This is a genomic window from Aureimonas glaciei, from assembly GCF_014643375.1.
GTDB classification, from domain to species: Bacteria; Pseudomonadota; Alphaproteobacteria; order Rhizobiales; family Rhizobiaceae; genus Plantimonas; species Plantimonas glaciei.
On the sequence record NZ_BMJJ01000011.1, the window covers coordinates 1 to 25,178 of the forward strand.

A 25,178-nucleotide genomic window follows, 5' to 3' on the forward strand; every position below is an offset into this window, starting at 1 on the left:
CTATCTGATCGCCTTGTCGGCCACCGGATCGACGGCGCTCGGCGAGGCGCGGCCGCTGTTTGAGCGGGCGTTCGCCGAACACGGGCTGCCCGAGGTGATCCGCTCAGACAATGGCACGCCCTTCGCCGCGGCCGGGCCGACCGGGCTGACGCAGCTCTCGGCCTGGTGGATCAAGCTCGGCATCCGGCACGAGCGGATCGACCCCGGCGTCCCGCAGCAGAACGGCCGGCACGAGCGTTGCCACCTGACGCTCCTGGAAGCCATGCGGCCGCCGGCGGCGGACCGGGCCGAGCAGCAGCAACGCTTTGACGCCTTCCAGGCCGACTACAACAGCGAGCGACCGCACCAGGCGCTCGGCCAGAAGCCACCGGCGAGCCTCTACCGGGCNGGCGGGCGAGTGGCAGGTCCGCTTCTTCGACGTGCCGCTCGGCATCATCGATCAGACCCACCGAAAACTCCGCCGCGCCATACGACCAAAACCCCCAGCCGACGCAGAGCGGGACCCTTCCAAAGCCGAAGAAGTGTAACCCATCCATCCGGGCAGTTCTGTTACTCATCAATCCGCTGGACAGGCAGCGGGATGAGGGGCGGCGCAGCCGGCGGCGTCGGAGAATAATCCGCTCCGCCGTGAGCCCCCTCATCGGCCTGCCGGCCACTTCTCCCCAGCGGGGAGAAGAACAAGCTTGGCCGCCGCGGCTCGCCGAGCCCCCTATTCCGCCGCGAGCGGCTTCACCCAGCGGCTGGAGCAGACGATTTTCGAGCGGTCGCAGCGGTCGGCATAGCGGCGGGCGATGGCGACGACCTCGTTCATCAGCCCGTCCGAGAGTTTCGTCGGGGAAAGGCCGAGCCCGATCAGCGTGTCGTTGGCGACGACGAGATCGTTCTCCGAGGCTTCCTTGCGCGGATTGTCAAGATGCTCGACCGGCACGCCCGTCATGCCCGAGATCATCGCGGCGAGATCGCGGATGCGGTGGGTCTCGGTCATCTGGTTCATGATCCGCACGCGCCCGCCCCGCTCCGGCGGCGTCGAGACGGCGCGCTCGATGCAGCGCACGGTGTCGCGGATATGGATGAAGGCGCGCGTCTGCCCGCCGGTGCCGTGCACCGTCAGGGGATGGCCGATCGCCGCCTGCATCAGGAAGCGGTTCAGCACCGTGCCGTAGTCGCCGTCATAGTCGAAGCGGTTGACGAGGCGGTCGTCGAGCTCCGTCTCCTCCGTCGTTGTGCCCCAGACGATGCCCTGGTGGAGGTCGGTGATCGCCAGCGCGTCGTTCTTCGCATAGTAGAGAAACAGCAGCTGATCGAGCGTCTTGGTCATGTGGTAGACCGAGCCGGGATCGACGGGATAGAGGATCTCGACATCGGTCGAGACGCCGCCCGAATGCAGCGTGGCATCGATATAGCCCTCGGGGATGCGCATGCCCTTGGCCTTGCCGTAGCCGTAGACGCCCATGGTGCCGAGATGCACCAGATGGGCGTCGGGCGCCGCCTCCACCATGGCGCAGAGCACGGAATGGGTCGCGTTGACATTGTTGTCGACGGTATAGCGCTTGTGCCGCGGCGATTTCATCGAATAGGGCGCGGCGCGCTGCTCGGCGAAGTGCACGATCGCCTCCGGCTGCAGGTCGCGGAACAGCGCCTCCAGTTCGTCGTAGTCGCGGGCGACGTCGAGGGCGACGAAATCAATCGGCGTGTTGCGCGTCTCGCGCCAGGCGGCGAGGCGCTCCTCGATCGGGGCGATCGGCGTCAGGCTTTCCGCCCCGAGCTCGATGTCGGTGACGCGGCGCACCAGATTGTCGACGATCGTGACCTGATGGCCCTGGGCCGACAGATGCAGCGCGGTCGGCCAGCCGCAGAAGCCGTCACCGCCGAGGACGATTATCTTCATCTTACACCACTCCACTCGAACGCTCTGCGGGACGGCCATCAGCGCCTTCCCCTGCCGTAGCATCACGATATAGATCGCCCCAATGCATTCTCAGCGTCGCAGCGAAGGATTTTCCATGCGCATCCTGATTGCCACAGATGCCGCGGCGCCGCAGATCAACGGCGTCGTCCGCGTGTTCGAGACGACGGCCGCCCATCTCGAGGCCGACGGACACGTGGTGGAGGTCATCGGCCCGAACCGTTTTGCGACGACCTTCCCGGCCCCCGGCTATCCCGAAGTGCGCCTCGCCCAGACGCTCGGCCGCGCGCTGCCCGACATGATCGACGCCTTCCGCCCGGACGCCATCCACATCCCCGTGGAAGGGCCGATCGGCCTTGCCGCCCGGCACTATTGCCGCAAACGCCGCCTGCCCTTCACCACCTCCTTCCACACCCGCTTCGGCGACTACTTTTCCCTGCGCCTCGGCTTCGGCACCGGGCCCGCCTATGCCGCGCAGCGCTGGTTCCACAATGCCGGCCAGGGTTTCATGGTGCAGACGACGACGCTGGAACGCCAGCTCGCCGCCCGCGGCTTTCGCAACATCCGGCCCTGGGGCCGCGCCGTGGACACGGAGGCGTTTCGCCCGCAGCGCGAAAATCCCGGCTTCGACGTGGATTTCCTCGGCCTGCCCCGGCCGATCTTCCTGTATGTCGGCCGCGTCTCAGCTGAGAAGAACCTGCCGGCCTTCTTCGCGCTCGACCTGCCCGGCTCGAAGGTCGTCGTCGGCGACGGGCCGGCCGCGGCGGCGCTGGCGACGGAATTTCCGGACGTGCATTTCCTCGGCTATCGCCATGGCGAGGATCTCGCCCGGCATTTCTCCGCGGCCGACGTCTTCGTCTTCCCCTCGCGCTTCGAAACCTTCGGCCTCGTGGTGCTGGAATCGCTCGCCTGCGGCACGCCCGTCGCCGCCTTCCCCGTGCAGGGCCCCGCCGACATCATCGGCACCACGCCGCACGGCGTCCTCTCGGAGGATCTGCGCGCCGCGGCACTGGCGGCGCTCTCGATCGACCGCACCGGCTGCCGGACTTTCGCGGAAAGCTTTTCCTGGGCGGAGTGCACGCGTCAGTTCGCCCAGAACCTCGTCCCGATCCCGCCCTCGGCCTGGGCGGGCTGAAGGCATTGGCGGTGCCTCGGCGGTCGAGCCCCCGCGCCTGCGTATTACATATGGGCACTGGCAATCGTCGAAGGGCGCTGGCTGTTCCCGCACCGCTTCAATTTCGTCATCCTCGCGCGCAGGGCGGGGATCCATGCCGAGGCCTGTCAAGCACAGCGGTTTGGCCAGCCAGGTCCTGACCGCCGGAGGAAGGCACAAGCCCGATGGCATGGATCCCCGGGGCTAAAGCCCCGAGGATGACGACTTTTGGGGTTGCACCCGGCGACGCCTCCGTTCCGCCACCCGCCCCTGAGAGCCCCCAAGCCGGGAGCGGCGGGAATCCCCCCGCGCACCGGACCGCCATGCGCAAACGGGGGTGCCGGGAAGCCCCGTCTCCTGCTAAGGCGTCCAAACTGTCGCCTGTCCAAGGAATGCCCCGATGTCCTCCCTGTCGCGTCTTCTTCTCGGCGGTTTCCTGACGCTGGCCGTGGTGATGGGCGTCGGGCGCTTCTACTACACGCCGCTGCTGCCGATCATGCGCGCGGAACACGGGTTCGGCGTCGGCACCGCCGGCCTCATCGCCGGCTTCAATTTTGCCGGCTATCTCATCGGCTCGCTGCTGGTGTCGCTGGTCTCCGGCGCCGCGATGCGGCTTGCCGTCTTCCGCTTCGGCCTCGTCCTCAGCGTCGCGACGACGCTGCTCATGGGGCTCACCGAAAGCCTGCCGCTCTGGTACGCCCTGCGCACGCTGTCGGGCATCGCCAGCGCCATGGCGATGATCTCGGCCGCCGGCATCATCGCCGAATCGCTCGCCCGCATCGGCCAGGAGGCGCGGATCGGCTGGGTGTTCGGCGGCGTCGGCTCGGGCATCGCCGCCTCCGGCCTTCTCGTCCACCTCGCCGAGCCGCATCTTTCCGGCGGCGGGTTGTGGATCGCGGCGGGCCTTTTCTGCGCCGCGCTGCTGCCGGTGATGCTCTTCTTCGTCGGTGACCGCGACCTCTCCGCCTTCGCCCGCACCCACCCTCACAAGAAGCGCATCCCGCGCCCGCTGCCCTTCTGGCCGCTGTTCGCCAGCTACACGCTGGAGGGGCTCGGCTATTCCGTCTTCGCCACCTTCATCGTCGCCATCGTGAAATCGCGGCCGGGCCTGGAAGAGGTCGGCAACTGGGTGTGGATCATCGCCGGCCTCGCCGGCCTGCCGAGCTGCCTGTTCTGGAGCGCTTTGGCCGAACGCATCGGCTTCTCGCTCGCTTTGCTGCTGGCCTTCCTGACGCAGATCCTCGGCATCGCGCTGCCCGTCATGAGCGACAGCGGCACCGCCGCGCTTCTCGCCGCCGTCCTCTTCGGCGGCACCTTCATCCCCATCACCCTCCTCACCATGCCGCTCGGCCGCAAAGGCCTGAACGGCCGCGGCTTCGCCGTCCTCACCGCCGGCTTCGGCCTCGGCCAGATGTTCGGCCCCGTGGCGACGGGCTGGCTGGTGGCCGGGCCGGCGGACTACGACACGGCGCTGCTGGCCTCGGCGGGGGTGGTCATTGCGGGGGCGGCGTTGCTGGTGTGGGCGATGGCAAGGCGGGAGGCGGTGGTGTGACTGGCGCGCTACGCAGACCTATCTGGCCCTCATCCTGAGCCTGTCGAAGGGCAAGGGCCACGGCACCGCACTTCCCCGTGGTGCCGACCCTCGTGCTTCGCCCCTCGACAAGCTCGGGAGGCTCAGCATGAGGGTTTGGCGTATCTGCTGAGCCTCAACCGGCGCCGCCAAGCCCCACCCTCGCCACCACCCCCGCCCTGTGCTACAGCACCCCCTCGCATTGCACTGCAGCATGACGGCCCCCGGGCTGCGCCTGCCGTTGCGCTCCGCTTTTCCGAGTCCGGGCCCAAATCCATGCTGCAGATCACCAACCTCGTCTTCAACGGCTGGGGCCGCAAATTCTTCGATGACGCGAGCGTGCTTCTGCCGGTCGGGGCGAAGGTCGGGCTGGTCGGGCGCAATGGCGTCGGGAAGTCGACGCTGTTCAAGCTGATCCTGGGGTCACTCGGCCCGGATGGCGGCGAGATCGCGCTGCCGAAGGCGGCGCGGATCGGGTCGGTGGACCAGGAGCATCCGGCGACGCCGATCAGCCTGATCGACACGATTTTGGAGGCCGATCTCGAGCGCGCCGAGCTGACGGCGGCGCTGGAGACGGCCGAGCCCGAGGAGATGGGCGACATCTATATGCGCCTCTTCGACATCGATGCCGACGGCGCGCCGGCGCGGGCGGCGGAAATCCTGTCGGGTCTCGGCTTCTCCACCGCCGATCTCGACCGGCCGATGTCGGAATTTTCCGGCGGCTGGCGCATGCGCGTGGCGCTCGCCGCGGCCCTGTTCTCGGCGCCGGACATGCTCCTCCTCGACGAGCCGACGAACTATCTCGATCTCGAAGGCGCTTTGTGGCTGGAAGCGCGGCTGAAAAAATACCCGCACACGGCGCTGATCATCAGCCATGACCGCGAGCTCCTGAACAATTCCGTCGACCACATCCTGCATGTCTCGGAGAAGAAGCTCGACCTCTATACGGGCGGCTACGACGATTTCGAAAAGCGCCGGGCCGAAAACCAGCGGCTGGCCAGTTCCGCCAAGTCGAAGCAGGACGCCGAGCGCGCGCATCTCCAGAGTTTTGTCGACCGCTTCAAGGCGACGGCCTCCAAGGCCGCGCAGGCGCAGTCGCGCATGAAGCGCCTCGCCAAGATGACGCCGGTCGGCCTCACCATCGAGGAGCGCATCGCGCCCTTCACGCTGCCCTCGCCAAAACGCCCGCTGGCGCCGCCCTTGATGCAGCTCGACGACGTCTCGGTCGGCTATGGCGACGGCGTGCCGATCCTCAGCGGTCTGAACCTGCGTCTCGACATCAACGACCGCATCGGCCTCCTCGGCGTCAACGGCGCGGGCAAGTCGACGTTTGCGAAACTGGCTGCCGGCGCGCTGCAGCCCCTGTCGGGCCGCATGCAGCGCGACCGGCGCGTGGAAGTCGGCTGGTTCCACCAGCACCAGATCGAGGCGCTCGACCCGCAGGACACGCCGATGGACATCATCCGGCGCTCGCTGCCGGACTCTTCCGAGGCGCAGCGGCGCTCGAAACTCTCGCAGTTCGGCTTCAACTTCGACAAGCAGGAGACGATCGTCGACGCCCTGTCGGGCGGCGAGCGCGCGCGGCTGCTCCTGAACCAGGTGGCGATGGCGGCGCCGCACATCCTCATCCTCGACGAGCCGACGAACCATCTCGACATCGATTCCCGGCGCGCGCTGCTCGACGCCTTGAACGACTACGAGGGCGCCGTGATCCTCGTCACGCATGATCGCTCGCTGATGGAACTCGTCGCCGACCGCCTGTGGCTCGCCGCCGACGGCCATGTGAAACCCTTCGACGGCGACATGGACGACTACGCGAAATTCGTCCTGGAGCGCACCCGCGCCGGCCAGCGCGCGCCGAGCCAGGTGCGCGAAGGCAAGCAGAAGAAGCGCGCCCGGGGCTGAGGGTTTTTGGCGGGGCGGCGTCGGCGTCGGCGTTGCGTCCTCGCAAGGACTGGGGCGTTGGGCGATAGGACGTTTGGATGGTGGCGGCGCGCCACCCCCCTCTGCCCTGCCGGGCATCTCCCTCTCAAGGGGGGAGATCGGCTCTCAAGGCTTATAGCCAGTCCCTTCGACGTTGCAGAACAATTGACAGTATCGACGCGCCCGATCTCTCCCCTTGAGGGGGAGATGGCCGGCAGGCCAGAGGGGGGTAACGCCCGCTACGGCGAACCGGAAAAGGCGCCCGCGCCCCAAAGGGTTGCCGCCCGCGAAGAATCCCTGCCACACTGGCGACGCCCCGGGAGATCCCCATGCTGCGCCTCGCCCTTCTCGCCCTCCTCCTCGCACCGCTGCCGGCGCTGGCCGACGACGCGCCCGACCTCACAGGCACCTGGCAGGGCGCCTACGACTGCGCGCAGGGCAGAACCGGGCTCGTCCTCACCTTCGCGCCGGACCCGCGCGGTGGCTATGTCGGCACCTTCGCCTTCCATGCGGTGGCGGACAATCCCGGCGTCGCCGCCGGCGCCTTCGCGGTGACGGCGCTCTTCGACCGCGCCGAGGGGAGTTTCCATGTCGATCCCGGGCTCTGGCTTACCCGTCCGCCCGGCTTCGTCACCGTGCCGCTGGTCGGCGAGATCGCCGAGGACGGGCAGGCTTTTGCCGGCGAGGTGCTGACGACCGGCTGCGGCAAGTTCCTGGTGCGGCGGTACATTTCCTGACCGGCAGGCATGCGTCCCGGTAGCGGAACGGACGCCCCGACGGCCTTTCCGTCGCCGTTACGCGGGCGAAATCTAGAACGTTTCCAATATGATGATCGGCTCTGGCGTTTGCGTTGCGCAATGTCTAAGGAAACTTGAACGCCCGTATCATGTTCAGGCAGACGGGGGGAACCGCGCCCGCCCGCCGTCTCGGCGGCTGGCCCGGTTCCGGACGATATCGAGAGAGAAGCCGCCATGCCCTCCAGTTTCCCCGCCCGCTCCGGCCCATGCCCCGCGCGACGCTGGGCGGTCGCCTGCCTCGCTCTGGCGGTCCTGACCTTCCCGGCTGCCGCGCAGGAGACGCCGGCAAGCCCCGCCACGCCGCTCGCGGCGCCGGCCGCACCGGAGGCTGCCACACCCTCGGCGCCCGCCGTGCCGGCAACACCGGCCTCGCCCGTGGCACCCGCAGTGCCCGCGGCACCGGAGGCGGGAACGGCCTCGGCCGTACCCGGACAGACGCCTCCTTCGGTCGTCACGCCCTCTCCCACCGGATCCGGCGAAGCTGCCCCGGCGGTCGCCCTGCCGGACGGCCCGACCACCGAGCCGCGGCTTTCCCTCGAAAGCCCCGATACGAACGGTGCGGCCCAGGACGTGTCCGCCGACGCCGCTCCCGAGGCGGCCGGCCGCGCCGGCCTCGGCGCCACCCTGCCGCACGACCTCACTCCGCTCGGCATGTTCATGGCCGCCGACATCGTCGTGAAGGCCGTGATGCTCGGCCTCGCCTTCGCCTCGGTGGTCACCTGGACGATCTGGCTCGCCAAGGCGCTGGAACTGGCGATGGCCCGCCGCAGAGCCACCCGCGCCCTTCGGCGCCTGGAGCGGGCGGAGGGCCTTAGCGAGATTTCCGGCGAGCGCGACAAGGGCTGGCCGAAGCGCGGCCCCGTGGCCGCGCTCGCCGCCGCCGCGGCGCTGGAGATCGCGCGCTCGCAGCATCTTCCCACGGACGGCGTCAAGGAGCGCGTGCAGATCGCGCTGCAGCGGATCGAGGCGCGTGCCGGCCGGTCGATGTCGCGCGGCACGGGCCTCCTCGCCACCATCGGGTCGACCGCGCCCTTCGTCGGCCTGTTCGGCACGGTCTGGGGCATCATGAACGCCTTCATCGGCATTTCCCGCGCCAACACCACCAACCTCGCCGTGGTCGCGCCGGGCATCGCGGAGGCGCTGCTCGCCACGGCCATCGGCCTCGTCGCGGCGATTCCCGCGGTGATCATCTACAACGTCTTCGCCCGCTCCATCGCCGGCTACCGCGCCGTCCTCGCCGACGCCTCGGCCGAGGTGCTGCGCCATCTCAGCCGCGATCTCGACCGCCGCGAGCGCTTCGTCGCGAGCGAACGGCGGCAGGCGGCGGAGTAGCGGCATGGGGATCAAGCTCGGGCAAAGCGGCGACGACGATACCGGCGAAGTCTCCGACATCAACGTGACGCCGTTCATCGACGTCGTCCTGGTTCTCCTCATCATCTTCATGGTCGCCGCGCCGCTTTCGACGGTGGACGTGCCGGTCGACCTGCCCGTCTCCAATGCCGCACCGCAGCAGCGCCCGGACGAACCGATCTTCCTCACCGTCCAGGCCGACCTGTCGCTGTCGCTCGGCAACGATGCGGTGGCGCGCGACGCCCTGCAGGCGGTGCTCGACGCCCGCAGCGAAGGCGACCGCGAGCAGCGCATCTTCCTGCGCGCCGATGGGGCCGTCGCCTACAGCGAGCTGATGACGGTGATGAACCAGTTGCGCTCGGCCGGCTATCTCAAGATCGGCCTCGTCGGCCTCGAAGACACCGGCGCGGCACCCACCGGCGCAGAGCCGGCCGCCGCTGCGGCACCGGCACCGGCACCGGCACCCGCCGCCGTCCCGGCACCGACGGGCGGTGCGCCCGCGACTGCCACGCCATGACCGGTCCGGGCGACCTCCGGGCCATCGAGGCCCCCGGCAGCGGCGCCTGGCGCTGGGGCCTGGCGGCCAGCGTCGTCGCGGCAGCCTATGGCGCGCTCGTCTGGCTCGCCTTCGCCATGCCGCCGCCGGAAGGCACGCTCGGCGAGATCAACGAGGCTGTCATGATCGAGCTCGAGCCGGTGACGGCCGAGGTCGAGGCGCCGCCGCCCGCGCCTGAGCCTGCCCCGGAAGTCGCCGAGGCGCCGCCCGAGCCGGTGGCGCCGCCGCCCGAGCCCGAACCCGTCGTGGAAGAGCTGCCGCCGCCCGAGGTGACGCCGCCGCCGGAGCCGCCGGTCGTGCCCGAGCCGCCGCCGGAGCCTGAAGTCCTGCCCGAGCCGATCCCCGAGCCGCCGGTTACCCCGCCGCCGCCGGAACCGCCTCTGCCGGAGCCCGAGATCGTCGAGCCGATTCCCGAGCCCGAAGAGATCGTCCCGGACCTGCCCGAGGTGGAGACGCAGCCGGAGGCGATCCTGAACGCCCCGATCCCGATGGCGCGGCCGACGCCGCCGCGGCCGCAGCCGGTCCGCAAGGAGGTGCGCAAGCCGCCGCCGCCGAAGAAGGTGGTGGCCGAGAAGCCCGCGCGCCGCAAGGTCACCCGCGAGACGCCCCGACGCGCCTCGGCGACCCAGCGCTCGGACACCGCGCCGGCGCGCAATGCCGCAGCGGCGCCGCGCGTCTCGCCGGCCTCCTGGCAGCGGCAGGCGGTCAGCCATTTCCGGAAATTTCGGCGCAAGGTGGCCGTCTCGACGCGCGGCGTCGCCCGGGTGGCGGTGACGATCGACCGCGGCGGCCGGGTGCTCTCGGCCCGGCTCGCCGGCTCTTCCGGCAATGGCGCCTTCGATTCCGAGGCGATCGCGCTGGTGCGGCGCGCGAGCCCCATTCCCGCGCCACCGGAGGGCGTCGGCGGCCGCACCGTTTCCCTGGTCGTGCCGGTCAACATGTAGCTGCGGCGCAGGATGGCATGGCGGGCACCGCGCCATCGGCGTGTGGTTCGACGGTTGACCGTCGGGACGAAAGAGGTCAGTCAGGACCCGTCAATTTCGGGAGGAAGACGCATGAAACTGTTACGCCACGGGCCGCTCGGCGGCGAGAAGCCGGGTCTTTTGGCCGCCGACGGCACGATCCGCGACCTGTCGCAGGCGATCGGCGACATCGACGCGGCCCGCCTGTCGGCCGAAGGTCTGGCTGAGATCGCGGCCCTCGACCCGATGAGCCTGCCGGTCGTCGATGCCGGTGTCCGCCTCGGCTGTCCCGTCGCCTCGGTCGGAAAATTCATCGCCATCGGCCTGAACTTCTCCGACCACGCCGCCGAGTCCGGTCTGCCCGTGCCGAAGGAGCCGGTGGTCTTCATGAAGGCGACGAGCTGCATCGTCGGCCCGAACGACGACGTGATGCTGCCGAAGAATTCGGTCAAGACCGACTGGGAGGTCGAGCTCGGCATCGTCATCGGCGCCACCGCGCGGCATGTTTCCGAGGAAAAGGCGCTGGACTGCGTTGCCGGCTACGCCCTCATCCACGACGTGTCGGAGCGCGAGTTCCAGATCGAGCGCGGCGGCACCTGGGACAAGGGCAAGGGCTGCGACACCTTTGGTCCGATCGGCCCCTGGCTCGTCACCAAGGACGAGGTCGGCGACGTCCAGTCGCTCGGCATGTGGCTCGACGTCAACGGCACTCGCAAGCAGACCGGCACCACCGCGACGATGATCTTCTCGGCCGCCCACATCGTCTCCTATGTCAGCCGCTTCATGACGCTGGAGCCCGGCGACGTGATCACCACCGGCACGCCCCCCGGCGTCGGCATGGGCATGAAGCCGCCAGAGTTCCTGAAGGCCGGCGACGTCGTGACGCTCGGCATCGATAAGCTCGGCAGCCAGCGCCAGAGCGTCGTCGCCTTCGAGAGCGTCTACCCCTCGGCCGCCCAATGAGCGGGCGCTTCGCCGGCCGCCGGGCGGTCGTCACCGGCGGGGCCGCCGGTATCGGCCTTGCCGTCGCGCAGCGGATCGTCGCCGAGGGCGGCACGGTGGCGATCTGGGACCGGGATGCGGAACGCGCGGTCGCAGAGGCCGCGACGCTCGGCGGCATCGCCGTTTCGCTCGACATCGCCGACTGGCCGTCGGTCGAACGGGCGGCCGCCGAGACGGTGGAGAAGCTCGGCGGCATCGACATTCTCGTCGCCTCCGCCGGCATCACCGGCCCCAATGCGACTCTGGAAGACTATCCGCCGGACGCCTGGAAACAGGTCTTCGACGTCAACGTCCACGGCCTGTTCCACTGCGATAAGGCGGTGGTGCCGTTCATGCGCGCCGGCGGCTATGGCCGTATCGTCAACATCGCCTCAGTCGCCGGCAAGGAGGGCAATCCCAACGCGTCGGCCTATTCCGCGTCCAAGGCGGCAGTGATCGGCCTCACCAAGTCGCTCGGAAAGGAACTGGCGACCACCGGCATCACCGTGAACTGCGTCACGCCAGCGGCTGTGAAGACGGCGATCTTCGACCAGATGAGCGAGGCGCATATCGCCTTCATGCTCTCGAAGATCCCGATCGGCCGCTTCGGCACCGTCGACGAGGTGGCGAGCCTGGTCTGCTGGCTGGCGAGCGAGGAATGTTCCTTCACGACCTCCGCCGTCTTCGACGTCTCGGGCGGCCGCGCGACATACTGAGATGAAGGCGCCGGACGAAAGTAAAATCCGGCCTTCTTCTGCCCGAAGCGGCAACAGCTCATCTCTGCTCCGGGCGGTTCGACCTGCCGCCCGGAGCGCCACGCCTGTCTGATGGGCTCGTTGACTGTCATTCGGCAGGCGCTACGCTAGATGCGCGTGGAGATAGATGCCCTTCATTGTTCCTTAGTGAGCTACCTATAGTTCTGGCATCGTCGTCTGCGAACGGATCCGGTCGAGAACTATGAATTCCACCCTGGCGATCGAATCCGAACGACTGGCCGAACTGGCCTCCTTCGAGATCATGGACAGTGCGCCCTCGGCGCCGCTGAATGCGCTCGTCGACAGCGTGCGGGAAATGTTCGGCGTCACCGCCTGCGCCGTCACCATGCTCGACGACCACCGCGTCTGGTTCAAGGCGGTCGCGGGCCTCGATGCCGTCCAGATCGCGCGCGACCGGGCCTTCTGCGATCACACGATCCAGAGCGACAGCGTCTTCGTCGTCGAGGATGCCACTCTCGATCCTCGCTTCGCCGACAACGGCCTGGTGACCGCGCCGCCGCATGTGCGCTTCTATGCCGGCGTTCCCCTCGTGGTCCGGCCCGGCATCGCGCTGGGCAGCTTCTGTCTCATCGACACGAAGCCGCGGCGGCTGACAGCAGAGGAGGCCAGCCTGCTCTGCCGGCTGGCTGTGGTCGCCTTCGGCCTGATCGAGAGCCACAAGACCGCGACCCAGGGGGTTCGCCTCGCGGCCGAAGCGACCCTGCAGCAATACGACCTGATGGAACAGCGGCAGGAATCCAGCCTCAGGGATCGCCATTTCGCCCATGTCGAGGCGATCGCCACGATCGGCTCCTGGACCTACGACCTGTCGACGAAACTGGTCTCCTGGTCGGACGAGAGCTACCGGATCTTCGATATCCCGCCCGGGACGGACATCACCCTCGAACTGGCCCTGTCGATCTATCCCGAGCATGAGCGACTCTTCGTCCGCAGCCTGATGGAGAACGCGCTGACGGACGGCACGTCGTTCGACGAGGAACTCGATATCGTCACCGACCTCGGCACGACCAAGCGCGTGCGCGTGACCGGGGATGCCGAAATGGTCGGCCCCGGCGCGCGCCGGCTGTACGGGACCGTTCAGGACATCACCCAGTTGCGCGCGGCGGAGTCGGAACTATGGCAGGCCGCCAATCATGATTCACTCACCGGCCTGTCGAACCGGGCCGCCTTCACCCAGCATCTCAGCGATACTTTCCGCCGCCGCACCTCTCTTTCCGACAGCACGCAGCTCGGGCTCCTGATGGTCGATGTCGACCGTCTGAAGGACTTGAACGAGACGCTCGGCCACGCTGCCGGCGACGCGGTGCTGCAGAACGTCGCCGAGCGCCTGTTCGAGGCGGTGGGCCAGGAGGCTCTCGTCGCCCGGGTCGGCGGCGACGAGTTCGCCATCACGCTGAACGGCGACGCGACGGAGGCGGAGGCGGCCGCGGTCGCGGCACGGCTGATCGCCGCCGTGCGCCGCAAGTTCGCCTTCGGCCGCGAGACCATCGCGCCGCAGGTCTCGGTGGGCGGCGCCGTCGCCGACCGGAACGATACCGCCGACAGCCTGCGCCAGAAGGCCGGGCTGGCGCTCCTGGCCAGCAAGGCCGCCGGACGGGGCGGTTATGTCGCCTTCCGCGAGGAGATGCGCGCCTCGATCGTGCGGCGGATCAACATGGTCCGCCATGTCGACGAGGCGCTGATGGCTCAGCGCGTCGTGCCCTTCTACCAACCGATCGTCCGGCTGGACACGGCCGAGATCGTCTCTCTCGAGGCACTGGCGCGCATTCGCGAGCCGAACGGCACGATCCTGGCCGCCGGTGCCTTCCACGAAGCGCTGGACGAGCACCGGATCGCCTACGGCCTGACTGGTCAGATGCTGCCGCAGATTGCCGCCGATGTGCGCGGCTGGCTCGATGCGGGGCTGGGGTTCCAGCGGGTCGGGATCAACGCCACCGCCGCCGATTTTCAGGCCGGCGACCTGCGCTCGCGCCTGACTGACAGTTTCGGCACGGTCGGGGTGCCCCTCAAGCACATCGTGCTCGAGGTGACGGAATCGGTCTTCCTCGACGGCAACGAGGCGGCGGTGATCAAGGCCATCAGCGAGCTGCGGGCCGACGGCATGAGCGTCTCGCTCGACGACTTCGGCACGGGCTTCGCCTCGCTCACCCACCTGCGCAGCCTGCCGGTCGATTCCATCAAGGTCGACAAGTCCTTCATCGACGGCCTGCTGGTCGATGCCAGCAGCGGGGCGATCGTCCAGGCGCTCATCGGCCTCGCCCGCAAGCTCGGCCTTTCCATCGTTGCCGAAGGGATCGAGACTGCCGAACAGATGGAGTGGCTGCGGGCGCTTTCCTGGGACCTCGACAGCGACCCACCGTTTGTCGGCCTGGGACAAGGCTTTTTCTTCGCTCGTCCGGGAGACGCGGCGGCGACAGCGACCCTGCTGCGCGAGCGGGCGGAAAGACCGGGATCGACTCTGTCCCTTCCGCGACGACGCCGGGCCCCCTGACACCGATAGAAGCGCCTCTCAGCTCGGAAAGGCGGCGGCCAGCTCTTCCACCGCTTCGCAGCTCAAAGGCGAGGCCGGCCGGTCGCCGATCAGGAAGAAGAGTTTCGCCGTCTCCTCCAGCTCCTCCATGATCTGCACCGCGGCCTCGAGCGAGGCGCCGGCGATGATCGGGCCGTGATTGGCGAGCAGCATGGCGTGATGGTCGCGGGCGGCCTCGCCGACCGCCGCCGCCAGCCGCCGGTCGCCGGGCCTGAAATAGGAGACCAGCGGCAGCCGGCCGACCTTCATCACGTGATAGGCGGTCAAAGGCGGCAGGACGTTGGACGGGTCGGCATGGCAGAGGCAGGAGATCGCCACCGAATGGGTGGAATGCAGATGCACGATCGCCCGCGCCGTCGGCCTGGCGGCATAGACGGCGAGATGGAAGAAGGCCTCCTTCGACGGCGGATCGCCGGCGATATGCGCGCCTTCCGGTGAGACCTTCGAGATCCGCTCCGGCTCGAGAAAGCCGAGCGAGGAATTCGTCGGGGTGACGAGGATCGCGCCGTCCTCCAGCCGCACGGACAGATTGCCCGCCGTGCCATGCGCCAGCCGCCGCTCGTAGAGCAGCGCGCCCTGGCGCACGATCGCCTGGCGCAGCTCCGTTTCGCTCATCGCCGTTTCCTTCACGCCCTGCGTCCCACCCTCATACCGTCGCTCCCTCGATCAGCTCAAAGCCGAGATCGACCACTTCCTTCGGCCCGCCGGCAAACAAGAGCTCGGCGCCCCGCCGTCCCACTTCCAGCCGCGGCGTCAGGATCGTGGCCAGCGGCTGTGGCGACAGCCGGGCGATGTCGAGGCCGTTATAGCCCATGATGGCGAGGCGCGAAGGGATCGAAATGCCGTTTTCCATGCAGTGGAAGAGGCCCCCCACCGCCATGTCGTCATTGGAGAAATAGACCGCGTCGAGGGTCGGGTCGACCGCCAGCACCCGCGCCAGCGCCTCCTTGCCGGCCGCGATCGAGGACGGCTGGACGACGATCTCGCTCGCCAGCAGCGGGAGCCCCGCCTCGGCCAGGACCTGGGTGAAGCCGAGCAGCCGCTTGGCGGCGCGGTGATCGAGGCCGAGATAGTGGCCGACATAGCCGATGCGCCGGTAGCCATGGCTGAGAAACAGTTCCGCGCTCGCACGGCCCGCCGCCAGGTTCGAAAAGCCGACGACGATGTCGATCCCCTCGCCGTCGATGTCGAGAAGCTCGGCCACCCGCACGCCGGCGCCGCGCAGCATCGCCGCGGTCCGGTCGCTGTGATCGATGCCGGCGACGATCATGCCGGCCGGGCGCCAGGCCAGCATGGCCGCCACCAGTGTCTCCTCGCGGGCCGGATCGTAGTCGGTCACGCCGATCACCGGCTGGAAGCCGGCCTGGTCGAGCGCCAGACTGGCGCCGCGCAGAAGGTCGGGGAAGACGATGTTGCTGAGCGAGGGAATGACCACGCCGACGAGGCTCGATCCGGACGAGGCCAGCGTTCCGGCGACCCGGTTCGGCACGTAGCCGAGCGCCTCCACCGCCTCCTGCACCCGGATGCGGACCTTCAGCGACGAAAAGCCCTTCTGTCGCAGCACCCGCGACACCGTGCTCTCGCTGACGCCGGCCAGCCGCGCGACGTCGCTGATGGTGGCGGAAGCACCCGTCCGCGGCGGCCGAATGGGGGAGATGGTCGATTGCAAGGCTTCACCCGCTGTTCGGCCACCGGGATCGCGGCGGCAGGTTCGAGGTCTGAAAGTCCGTGCCCGGCCTCATTCTGGCACAGTCAGAACGAGCCGTCCGCCAAAAAGTGGCAGCGCTGCCACTTTTTGTGTTGGCAGTGGCGGCAAGGTCGGCTAGCGTCGCCCCACATGCCGCGCCACGTCGCGGCAGGCCGAAAAGAACCGGATGACGGTCATCGGAAGGACATCAGCAGGTGTCGCGGGAGGGAACAGAATGACCAGCGCCCCGGCGTCCCCGCAGAAGTTTGCCGTCATCGGCCTCGGCTCCATGGGTCTGGGCATGGCCCTGTCGCTTTTGCGGGCCGGGCATGAAGTCACCGGCTACGACGTCTCTGCCGCCGCCACCGAGGCTTTTGTCGCCGACGGTGGGGCCACGGCCGGCTCGGCAGCCGATGCCGCAGGGAATGCCGACGCCGTGCTCAGCGTGGTCGTCAACGCCGCGCAGACCGAGGCGCTGCTGTTCGGGCCGAATGGCATTGCCGAAGTGATGCCGGAAGGCGCGGTCTTCCTCTCCTCCGCCACCATGGACCCCGACGTCGCGCGGCGGCTTGCCGCCCGGCTCGAAGCCATGGGCCGGCTCTATCTCGACGCCCCGATCAGCGGCGGTCCGCTGCGGTCGGCCAAGGGCGAGCTGACGGTGATGGCCTCCGGCAGCCCCGCCGCCTTCGAGCGCGCCCGCCCCTGTCTCGATGCCATCGCCCTGAAGGTGTACGAGCTCGGCGACGCTGCCGGCGCCGGCGCCGCCTTCAAGATGATCAACCAGTTGCTCGCCGGCGTCCACATCGCCGCCGCCTGCGAGGCCGTTGCCTTCGCCGCCCGACAGGGTCTCGACCTCGGCAAGGTCTACGAGGTGATCACCGCCTCGGCCGGCAATTCCTGGATGTTCGGCGACCGCGTGCCGCATATTCTCGACGGCGACTATCGCCCGAAGAGCGCGGTCGACATCTTCGTCAAGGATCTCGGCATCGTCCAGGACATGGCCCGCACGGCGAAATTCCCGGTGCCCCTCTCGGCCGCCGCCCTTCAGATGTTCCTCGCCGCCGCCGGCTCCGGCATGGGCCGCGAGGACGACGCCTCGCTCGCCCGCGTCTATGCCGCGCTGGCCGGCGTCGACCTACCCGGACACCCCGCCTGATGCCACGTTTTGCCGCCAACCTGTCGATGATGTTCACCGAAGTCGCCTTCCTCGATCGCTTCGAGGCCGCCGCCGCGGCCGGCTTCGACGCCGTCGAATTCCTGTTTCCCTACGAACATCCGCCCGAGGCCATCGCCGAGCGGCTGAAGGCCCACGGCCTGACGCAGGCCCTGTTCAATCTGCCGCCGGGCGATTTTGCCGCCGGCGAACGCGGCATCGCCTGCCTTCCCGACCGCGCGGGCGAACTGCGCGACGGCGCCGAAACCGCGCTGGCCTACGCCCGCGCGACCGGCGTGATGCGCCTGCACATGATGGCGGGGCTCGGCTCGCGCCAGGATGCCGCTGCCGTCGACGCCTATCGGGACGCGGTCGTCTTTGCGGCCGGCCGGCTCGCCGATGCCGGGATCGATCTCGTGCTCGAGCCGATCAACGGCCGCGACATGCCCGGCTATTTTCTCGACGATTTCGACTGGACGGCCGCCCTCATCGCCGAGCTCGGCCTGCCGAACGTCAAGCTGCAGTTCGACATCTACCACCGCCAGATCATGCGCGGCGACGTCGCCACCGCCATGGCCGCGCTGATGCCGATCATCGGCCATGTCCAGGTGGCGAGCGTCCCCTTGCGGCACGAGCCGATGACGGGCGAGCTGAACGACAGTTTTCTCTTCGCCGAGCTCGACCGCCTCGGCTATGCCGGCTTCGTCGGCTGCGAATACCGGCCTGCCGGCGCGACGACGGACGGCCTCGGCTGGTTCCACGGCGCGCCGCCAGCGCGCGGGAGAGCGGCATGAGCCTTCGCCTCGGCGCCATCGCCGACGACTATACCGGCGCGTCGGACCTCGCCAACACGCTGACCCGCAACGGCCTGCGCACCGTCCAGACGATCGGCGTCCCCGCCGACGATCTCGTCCTGCCGGACGTCGATGCCGTCGTGATCGCGCTGAAGAGCCGTTCCATCCCGGCCGCCGAGGCGGTCGAGAAATCGCTCGCCGCCTGTCGCTGGCTCGAGGCCCGCGGCGCCGGCCACATCCTGTTCAAGGTCTGCTCGACCTTCGATTCGACCGATGAGGGCAATATCGGCCCGGTGACGGATGCGCTCCGCCAGGCGACCGGCGAAGTCATCGTTCTGGTGACGCCGGCCTTTCCCGAGACCGGTCGTACGCTCTACCAGGGCAACCTCTTCGTCGCCGGCGTGCCGCTCGCGGAAAGCCCGATGAAGGATCATCCGCTCAATCCGATGCGTGATTCCGACCTCAGGCGCGTGCTGGCCCGGCAGTCGGAGAAGCCTGTCGGGTTGATCCCGCTCGCCACCGTCGCGGCGGGCGACGGCGCCGTCGGCCAGCGCCTTGCCGCGCTGGCGGGCGAAGGCTTTGGGGCCGCGATCGCCGACGCCGTGTTCGACGCTGACCTCGAAATCCTCGGCCGCGCGGCCCTGCGCCAGCGCTTGTCGGTCGGCGCCTCCGGCCTCGGCCTCGGCCTTGCCCGGGCCCTCGCCGACGGCCCGCCGATGTCGGCGGCCGCGCCCTTCGAGGCGCTCGGCGGCCCCGCCGCCTGCCTCGCCGGCAGCTGCTCGGCCGCCACGCTCCGCCAGATCACGGCCGCCGAAGCCACCATGCCGGTGCTGCGGCTCGATGCCGAGGCGCTGCTGGCCAAGGGCGGCGCCGTCGAAAAGGCGATCGCCTGGGCCTCGACGCGGCTGGCCGACGGCCCGGTGCTGGTCGCCTCCAGCGCCTCGCCCGATGCGGTGGCAGCCCTGCAGGCCCGGCATGGCGGCGCCGTCGTCGGCACCGCGATCGAAGCCGCCTTCGCCGAAATCGCCGCGGGCCTCGTCGCCCTCGGCGTTCGCCGGCTGGTCGTGGCCGGCGGCGAGACATCGGGCGCGGTCGTCGACCGGCTTGGCCTCTCCGCCTTTGCGCTCGGTCCCGAGATCGCCCCCGGCGTTCCGGTCCTGCGCAGTCTGGGCGGCACCGACATGCGGCTGGCGCTGAAGTCGGGTAATTTCGGCGGACCGGATTTCTTCCGCGACGCCCTGTCGATGATGCCATGAGCGAGGACACCATGAGCGACGTGAACCACGGCCGGATCGGCCTCGTCACCGGCGGCGGCACCGGCGTCGGCAAGGCGATGACCAAGGCCCTGCTGGCCGCCGGCTGGCGCCTGGTGATCACCGGCCGGCGTGCGGCCGTGCTGGACGCGGCGGTCGAGGAACTCTGCGGCAATGACGGACGTGTCGTCTCCGTCCCGGCCGACATCGGCGATCCCGCGTCCGTCGCAGCCCTGTTCGACGAGATCCGTGCCCGCTTTGGCCGGCTCGACCTCCTCGTCAACAATGCCGGCAGCAACGTGCCGGCGATCCCGCTGGAAGACGTCAGCTTCGAGCAGTGGAACGCCATCGTCGCCGCCAACCTCACCGGCGCCTTCCTGTGCACGCAGGAAGCCTTCAAGCTGTTCAAGGCGCAGACGCCGCGCGGCGGCCGGATCATCAACAACGGCTCGATTTCGGCGACGACGCCGCGGCCACGCTCGGCGCCCTACACCGCCACCAAGCACGCCATCGCGGGCCTCACCAAGGCGACCGCCCTGGACGGCCGTCCCTTCGACATCGCTTGTGGCCAGATCGACATCGGCAATGCCGCGAGCGAGATGACCTCGGTGATCTCCACGGGCGCGCTGCAGGCCGACGGCTCGACCGCGGCCGAGCCGACCATGGATCCAGCGCATGTCGCGGACGCCGTGGTGTCGATGGCGGCGCTGCCGCTCGACGTCAATGTTTTGACCATGACCATCATGGCGACGAAAATGCCCTTCGTCGGGCGCGGCTAAGACTTTCGGCGCATAGCGCCTGATACACCACCCGCCCTAAGACCGGGCGCAGCGGCGAAAAGAGGCGGACAACGCCCCGCGCCAAAAAGAGTTTGGGAGAGAACGACATGGCCTCGGTCGACATCATCGACGTCAAGAAGAATTTTGGGGCCCATCCCGTCATCAAGGGCGTGAACGTGCGCATCGAGGACGGCGAATTCGTCATTCTCGTCGGCCCGTCGGGCTGCGGAAAATCGACGCTCCTGCGCATGCTGGCGGGCCTCGAGCACGTCACCGCGGGCGAGATCAAGATCGGCGACCGCGTGGTCAACGACCTGCCGCCGAAGGATCGAGACATCGCGATGGTGTTCCAGAACTATGCGCTCTATCCGCATATGACGGTCGCCGAGAACATGGCCTTCTCGCTGAAGCTGAAGAATGCGCCGCGCGCCGAGATCGAGACCAAGGTCCGGCCCGCCGCCGAGATCCTCGGCCTCACCGCCTATCTCGACCGTTATCCGCGCCAGCTGTCCGGCGGCCAGCGCCAGCGCGTGGCCATGGGCCGGGCGATCGTGCGCGACCCGCAGGTTTTTCTGTTCGACGAGCCGCTGTCCAATCTCGACGCCAAGCTGCGCGTCTCCATGCGCACCGAGATCAAGAACCTGCACCAGCGGCTGACCACCACCACGGTCTACGTCACGCACGACCAGATCGAGGCGATGACCATGGCCGACAAGATCGTCGTCATGCAGGACGGCCGCGTCGAGCAGATCGGCGCGCCGCTGGAGCTCTACGACCGGCCGAACAATCTCTTCGTCGCCGGTTTCATCGGCTCGCCGGCGATGAACATGCTGTCCGGCAAGCTCGACACCAACGACGCCACCCGCTTCATCACCCATGACGGCGTCGTGCTGCCGGTTTCCGGCTCGCGGCCGGAGGCGCTCGGCCGCCAGCTCGTCTACGGCGCGCGCCCCGAGGCGATCCATCTCGGCGGCGACGTCATGCTGGAGGTCATCGTCATCGAGCCGACCGGCTCGGAAAGCCAGGTGCTCGGCCGCATCGGCACGACCGACGTCACCTGCGTCTTCCGCGAGCGCGTCACCGTGCGGCCGGGCGAAAAGATCCCGGTCTCGATCGATCCGAAGGCCGTGCACCTGTTCGACGCCGCCAGCGGCGAGCGGCTGTCGGCCTGAGATTTTTGGCCTGGGGCGCCTCGCCCCGGGCATTCGACCGCGTTACGGCCCGCAAGGGCCCAAAATGGCGGCGGCATCCCGGGAAGCCGACCGCGCAACAACAACAATCGTCCCGCACCCCTGGAGGAGACAGTCATGTCCATCAACCGCAGAAAACTGCTGACCACCTCGGCCGGCCTTCTGGCCGCCGGCGCCTTCACCGGCCCGTTCGGCCTCGGCCGTGCCTTCGCGCAAGGAGCGGCTCCCACCTACACACCCGAGGAAGGCGCGAGCCTGCGCCTGCTGCGCTGGGCGCCTTTCGTGCCGGCGGAAGAGGAAGCCTGGCTCGCCAACACCAAGAAGTTTACCGAGGCGACCGGCGTCGAAGTGCGCGTCGACAAGGAGAGCTGGGAGGACGTGCGTCCGAAGGCCGCCGTCGCCGCCAATGTCGGCTCCGGTCCCGACATGGTCATGAGCTGGTTCGACGATCCGCAGCAGTACCCGGACAAGCTGGTCGACCTGACCGAGCTCGGCACCTATCTCGGCGAGGCCAATGGCGGCTGGTACGAGGGCATCGAGTCCTACGCCAAGCGTGACGGCAAGTTCATCGCCATGCCGCTCTGCGCCATCGGCAATGCCATCGTCTACCGTGACAGCCACATGAAGGCCGCCGGCTTCTCGGAATTCCCGAAGGATACCGCCGGCTTCCTCGAGCTCTGCAAGGGCCTGCAGGCTAAGGGCACCCCGGCCGGCTTCCCGCACGGCAAGGCCGTCGGCGACGGCAACAACTACGCCCATTGGCTGCTGTGGAGCCATGGCGGCAAGATGGTCGACGAGAGCGGCGCGGTCACGATCAACAGCCCGGAGACGCTGGCCGCGGTCAACTACGCCATCGAGCTCTACAAGACCTTCATCCCCGGCACCGAGAGCTGGCAGGACGTCAACAACAACCGCGCCTTCCTGGCCGGCCAGGTCTCGCTGACCGCCAATGGCGTGTCGGTCTACTACGCCGCCAAGAAGGATCCGGCGATGAAGGAGATCCTCGACGACATGCGCTCGGTCAACTTCCCGATCGGCCCGGTCGGCGAGAGCGTCGAGCTGCACCAGACCTCGACCCTGTCGGTCTTCGCCCACACCAAGTTCCCGGAAGCGGCCAAGGCCTACATCCAGTTCATGTACCAGGCCGACAACATGAACGCCTGGATCCAGGGCGCCAGCGCCTATTGCTGCCAGCCGCTGAAGGCCTTCGCCTCGAACCCGGTCTGGACCGCCGACCCGTTCCACGCGCCCTATGCGCGCGCCTCGGAGACCCTGCGCCCGAACGGCTATGCGGGCCCGCTCGGCGCCGCCTCGGCCGGCACCATGGCCGACTACGTCCTCGTCGACATGTTCGCCGAGGCCGTCACCGGCCAGTCCACGGCCGAGGAGGCGATCACCAACGCCGAACGCCGCGCCAACCGGTATTACCGCGTCTAGGCGTCTAACAGCATGGCGCCATTCTTCTCCCACCGGGGAGAAGGTGGACGTCGCGAAGCGACGGACGGATGAGGGGGCCAACGCCTGACGGTGTTCCCCTCATCCCGCTGCCGCGACCTTCTCCCCAGAGGGGAGAAGAACCAGACACGGACGACGACAAGGCAGCGTCGACTGCAGTTGGACGCCGCACATCCTCCGGGACAAGGAACAGGACCGATGTCCACCACCACGATCAAACCGGCAGAGCCTGAGAAGGCGTCCGCCTTCGAACGCCTGGCGCAGAGCCGCAACGGGCTCGGTTTCCTGTTCATGCTGCCGGCGGCGCTGTTCCTCCTGGTCTTCCTGACCTATCCGCTCGGCCTCGGCGTCTGGCTCGGCTTCACCGATGCCAAGATCGGCCGGCCCGGCATCTTCATCGGCCTCGAGAACTACGCCTTCCTGATGGGCGACCGGATTTTCTGGCTCTCGGTGTTCAACACCGTGCTCTACACCACCGTCGCCTCGGTGCTGAAGTTCGCGCTCGGTCTCTGGCTGGCGCTGATCCTCAACGAGCACCTGCCCTACAAATCCTTCTTCCGCGCCATCATCCTCCTGCCCTGGGTGGTGCCAACCGTGCTCTCGGCGCTGGCCTTCTGGTGGATGTTCGACGCGCAGTTCTCGATCATCTCCTGGATCCTGATGGAGGTCGGGCTGATCTCCGCGCCGATCAACTTCCTCGGCGACCCGACGAACGCCCGGGCTTCGGTCATCGCCGCCAATGTCTGGCGCGGCATTCCCTTCGTCGCGATCTCGCTCCTGGCCGGCCTGCAGACCATTCCGGCCTCGCTTCACGAGGCCGCGGCGCTCGACGGCGCGACGTCCTGGCAGCGGTTTCGCAATGTCACGCTGCCGCTGCTGACGCCGATCATCGCCGTGGTGATGACCTTCTCGGTGCTCTTCACCTTCACCGACTTCCAGCTGATCTACGTCCTCACCAAGGGCGGCCCTGTCAACGCCACCCACCTCATGGCCACGCTCTCCTTCCAGCGCGGCATCTCCGGCGGCCAGCTCGGCGAGGGCGCCGCGATCGCCGTCGCGATGATCCCGTTCCTCCTCGCCGCGATCCTGTTCAGCTTCTTCGGCCTGCAGCGCCGCAAGTGGCAGCAGGGCGGATCGGACTAAGGAAAAGACAATGAGCCAGACCCATCCCGAAGCCGGCCACCTCACCGACGACGTCGTCGGCATGTCGCAGTACAACACGCTGCCGCGGCGCATCCTCGTCATCTACCTGCCGCTGGCGATGTTCTGCTTCGTCCTGCTGTTCCCGTTCTACTGGATGGCGATCACGGCGGTGAAGCCGAACGACCAGCTGACGAACTACACGGAATACAGCCCGTTCTGGGTGGTCAGGCCGACGCTCGACCACATCAAGTATCTCCTGTTCGAGACCTCCTATCCCGGCTGGCTGTGGAACACGACGCTGGTTGCCGTCTGCTCGACGGTGATCGCGCTCGCCGCTTCCGTCTTCGCCGCCTATTCCATCGAGCGGGTGCGCTTCACCGGCGCGCGCGTCGCCGGCCTCCTCGTCTTCCTCGCCTATCTGATCCCGCCCTCGATCCTCTTCATCCCGCTCGCCTTCATCGTCTTCCAGGTCGGCATCTTCGATTCCAAGCTGGCGCTGATCCTGACCTATCCGACCTTCCTCATCCCCTTCTGCACCTGGCTGCTGATGGGCTATTTCCGCTCCATCCCCTTCGAGCTCGAGGAGAGCGCGCTCGTCGACGGCGCGACGCGCTGGCAGATCCTGACGAAAGTGGTCCTGCCGCTCGCCGTCCCCGGCCTCATCTCCGCCGGCATCTTTGCCTTCACGCTGGCCTGGAACGAGTTCATCTACGCCCTCACCTTCATCCAGTCCTCCGAGAACAAGACGCTGCCAGTCGGCGTGCTGACGGAACTCGTGCGCGGCGACGTCTACGAATGGGGCTCGCTGATGGCCGGCGCGCTGCTCGGCTCGCTGCCGGTCGTGATTTTGTATTCGTTCTTCGTCGATTATTACGTGTCGTCGATGACGGGCGCGGTGAAGGAGTAGGCGGCGGCGCTCCTGCTAGCGGCGGGGTCGCTTCCGCCGCAAGGTGGCTGCCAGCGGCTGAGCTAGTGTGTCCGCACGAGACCCGAGCCTCGTCATCCCGGCCTTGAGCCGGGATCCATGCCAAACCGTTGAACAAGTGGGGTAAGGGTGGACATTCCCGTCATCCTGATCCGGACCGAAGCGGAACCGCAGAGGCATGGATCCCGGCTCAAGGCCGGGATGACGACGCGGATGGAGAGCCTCGCTGGATGTCACGCGCGGTATCGGGACCTACCAGGCTTCGGCCACACCACCGACGACCCAATGACTTCCG

At 68.5% G+C, this 25,178-nt stretch carries 21 protein-coding genes and 1 pseudogene; 19 read left to right on the forward strand and 3 right to left on the reverse strand.

Going from position 1 to position 25,178, the window contains the following annotated elements; genetic code table 11:
• Positions 1–397: pseudogene (locus IEX88_RS27375) on the forward strand (integrase core domain-containing protein); the annotation flags it as partial.
• Between the two features lie 312 nt (positions 398–709).
• On the opposite strand, the gene IEX88_RS19960 reads toward IEX88_RS27375, so the two are convergent.
• Complete coding sequence (locus tag IEX88_RS19960) at positions 710–1,888, reverse strand: NAD-dependent epimerase/dehydratase family protein (RefSeq protein ID WP_188854151.1); 1,179 nt, start codon at positions 1,886–1,888, stop codon at positions 710–712.
• 115 nt (positions 1,889–2,003) lie between these two features.
• Here IEX88_RS19960 and IEX88_RS19965 point away from each other — a divergent pair, with 115 nt between their 5' ends.
• From IEX88_RS19965 to IEX88_RS20010, 10 genes are all read left to right on the forward strand, one after another.
• A complete protein-coding gene (locus tag IEX88_RS19965; RefSeq protein WP_188854152.1) occupies positions 2,004–3,041 on the forward strand; it encodes a glycosyltransferase family 4 protein in 1,038 nt (345 codons plus the stop codon).
• 418 nt (positions 3,042–3,459) lie between these two features.
• Positions 3,460–4,611 (forward strand): YbfB/YjiJ family MFS transporter, encoded by a 1,152-nt coding sequence (locus IEX88_RS19970; protein WP_188854154.1) that lies wholly within the window; start codon positions 3,460–3,462, stop codon positions 4,609–4,611.
• A 294-nt stretch (positions 4,612–4,905) separates the two neighbouring features.
• Positions 4,906–6,534 (forward strand): ABC-F family ATP-binding cassette domain-containing protein, encoded by a 1,629-nt coding sequence (locus tag IEX88_RS19975; RefSeq protein ID WP_188854156.1) that lies wholly within the window; start codon positions 4,906–4,908, stop codon positions 6,532–6,534.
• 347 nt (positions 6,535–6,881) lie between these two features.
• Positions 6,882–7,289, forward strand: a complete 408-nt coding sequence (locus IEX88_RS19980; protein ID WP_188854158.1) for a hypothetical protein — start codon at positions 6,882–6,884, stop codon at positions 7,287–7,289.
• A gap of 234 nt (positions 7,290–7,523) precedes the next feature.
• Positions 7,524–8,681, forward strand: coding sequence for a tonB-system energizer ExbB (gene exbB, locus IEX88_RS19985; RefSeq protein WP_188854159.1), 1,158 nt, complete (start codon positions 7,524–7,526; stop codon positions 8,679–8,681).
• Between the two features lie 4 nt (positions 8,682–8,685).
• Positions 8,686–9,216, forward strand: a complete 531-nt coding sequence (exbD, locus tag IEX88_RS19990) for a TonB system transport protein ExbD (protein WP_188854161.1) — start codon at positions 8,686–8,688, stop codon at positions 9,214–9,216.
• Complete coding sequence (gene tolA, locus IEX88_RS19995) at positions 9,213–10,199, forward strand: cell envelope integrity protein TolA (protein WP_188854163.1); 987 nt, start codon at positions 9,213–9,215, stop codon at positions 10,197–10,199. Before exbD ends, tolA begins: the two co-directional genes overlap by 4 nt.
• A 111-nt stretch (positions 10,200–10,310) precedes the next feature.
• Positions 10,311–11,180, forward strand: a complete 870-nt coding sequence (locus tag IEX88_RS20000; protein WP_188854165.1) for a fumarylacetoacetate hydrolase family protein — start codon at positions 10,311–10,313, stop codon at positions 11,178–11,180.
• Entirely contained in the window at positions 11,177–11,914 is a 738-nt protein-coding gene (locus IEX88_RS20005; protein WP_188854167.1) for an SDR family NAD(P)-dependent oxidoreductase, read from the forward strand. The genes IEX88_RS20000 and IEX88_RS20005 overlap by 4 nt, the downstream gene beginning before the upstream one ends.
• Positions 11,915–12,155: 241 nt before the next feature.
• On the forward strand, positions 12,156–14,465 hold the full coding sequence (locus IEX88_RS20010) for a putative bifunctional diguanylate cyclase/phosphodiesterase (RefSeq protein WP_188854169.1): 2,310 nt from the start codon (positions 12,156–12,158) through the stop codon (positions 14,463–14,465).
• Between the two features lie 18 nt (positions 14,466–14,483).
• On the opposite strand, the gene otnC is transcribed toward IEX88_RS20010, so the two are convergent.
• Positions 14,484–15,119: a 3-oxo-tetronate 4-phosphate decarboxylase gene (gene otnC / locus IEX88_RS20015; RefSeq protein ID WP_188854170.1), complete on the reverse strand. Its 636-nt coding sequence runs from the start codon at positions 15,117–15,119 to the stop codon at positions 14,484–14,486.
• Between the two features lie 31 nt (positions 15,120–15,150).
• The gene (locus IEX88_RS20020) at positions 15,151–16,173 is read right to left on the reverse strand and encodes a LacI family DNA-binding transcriptional regulator (protein WP_244640394.1); all 1,023 of its coding nucleotides are present in this window, start codon (positions 16,171–16,173) and stop codon (positions 15,151–15,153) included.
• Positions 16,174–16,426: 253 nt separating this feature from the next.
• Between IEX88_RS20020 and ltnD the strand changes: the two genes are divergently transcribed.
• The 8 genes from ltnD to IEX88_RS20060 all read left to right on the forward strand — a co-directional run bounded on the left by ltnD (position 16,427) and on the right by IEX88_RS20060 (position 24,865).
• Entirely contained in the window at positions 16,427–17,347 is a 921-nt protein-coding gene (gene ltnD, locus IEX88_RS20025) for an L-threonate dehydrogenase (protein WP_188854172.1), read from the forward strand.
• Positions 17,347–18,138, forward strand: a complete 792-nt coding sequence (gene otnI / locus IEX88_RS20030) for a 2-oxo-tetronate isomerase (RefSeq protein ID WP_188854174.1) — start codon at positions 17,347–17,349, stop codon at positions 18,136–18,138. Before ltnD ends, otnI begins: the two co-directional genes overlap by 1 nt.
• Positions 18,135–19,394 (forward strand): 3-oxo-tetronate kinase, encoded by a 1,260-nt coding sequence (gene otnK, locus IEX88_RS20035; RefSeq protein WP_188854176.1) that lies wholly within the window; start codon positions 18,135–18,137, stop codon positions 19,392–19,394. Before otnI ends, otnK begins: the two co-directional genes overlap by 4 nt.
• The gene (locus IEX88_RS20040) at positions 19,391–20,170 is read left to right on the forward strand and encodes an SDR family oxidoreductase (protein ID WP_188854178.1); all 780 of its coding nucleotides are present in this window, start codon (positions 19,391–19,393) and stop codon (positions 20,168–20,170) included. Before otnK ends, IEX88_RS20040 begins: the two co-directional genes overlap by 4 nt.
• A gap of 107 nt (positions 20,171–20,277) precedes the next feature.
• Entirely contained in the window at positions 20,278–21,342 is a 1,065-nt protein-coding gene (locus tag IEX88_RS20045; RefSeq protein ID WP_188854181.1) for an ABC transporter ATP-binding protein, read from the forward strand.
• Between the two features lie 135 nt (positions 21,343–21,477).
• Complete coding sequence (locus IEX88_RS20050) at positions 21,478–22,797, forward strand: ABC transporter substrate-binding protein (protein ID WP_188854183.1); 1,320 nt, start codon at positions 21,478–21,480, stop codon at positions 22,795–22,797.
• A gap of 216 nt (positions 22,798–23,013) precedes the next feature.
• Complete coding sequence (locus IEX88_RS20055; RefSeq protein ID WP_188854186.1) at positions 23,014–23,958, forward strand: carbohydrate ABC transporter permease; 945 nt, start codon at positions 23,014–23,016, stop codon at positions 23,956–23,958.
• Between the two features lie 10 nt (positions 23,959–23,968).
• Positions 23,969–24,865: a carbohydrate ABC transporter permease gene (locus tag IEX88_RS20060; RefSeq protein ID WP_188854188.1), complete on the forward strand. Its 897-nt coding sequence runs from the start codon at positions 23,969–23,971 to the stop codon at positions 24,863–24,865.
• Positions 24,866–25,178: the final 313 nt, after the last annotated feature.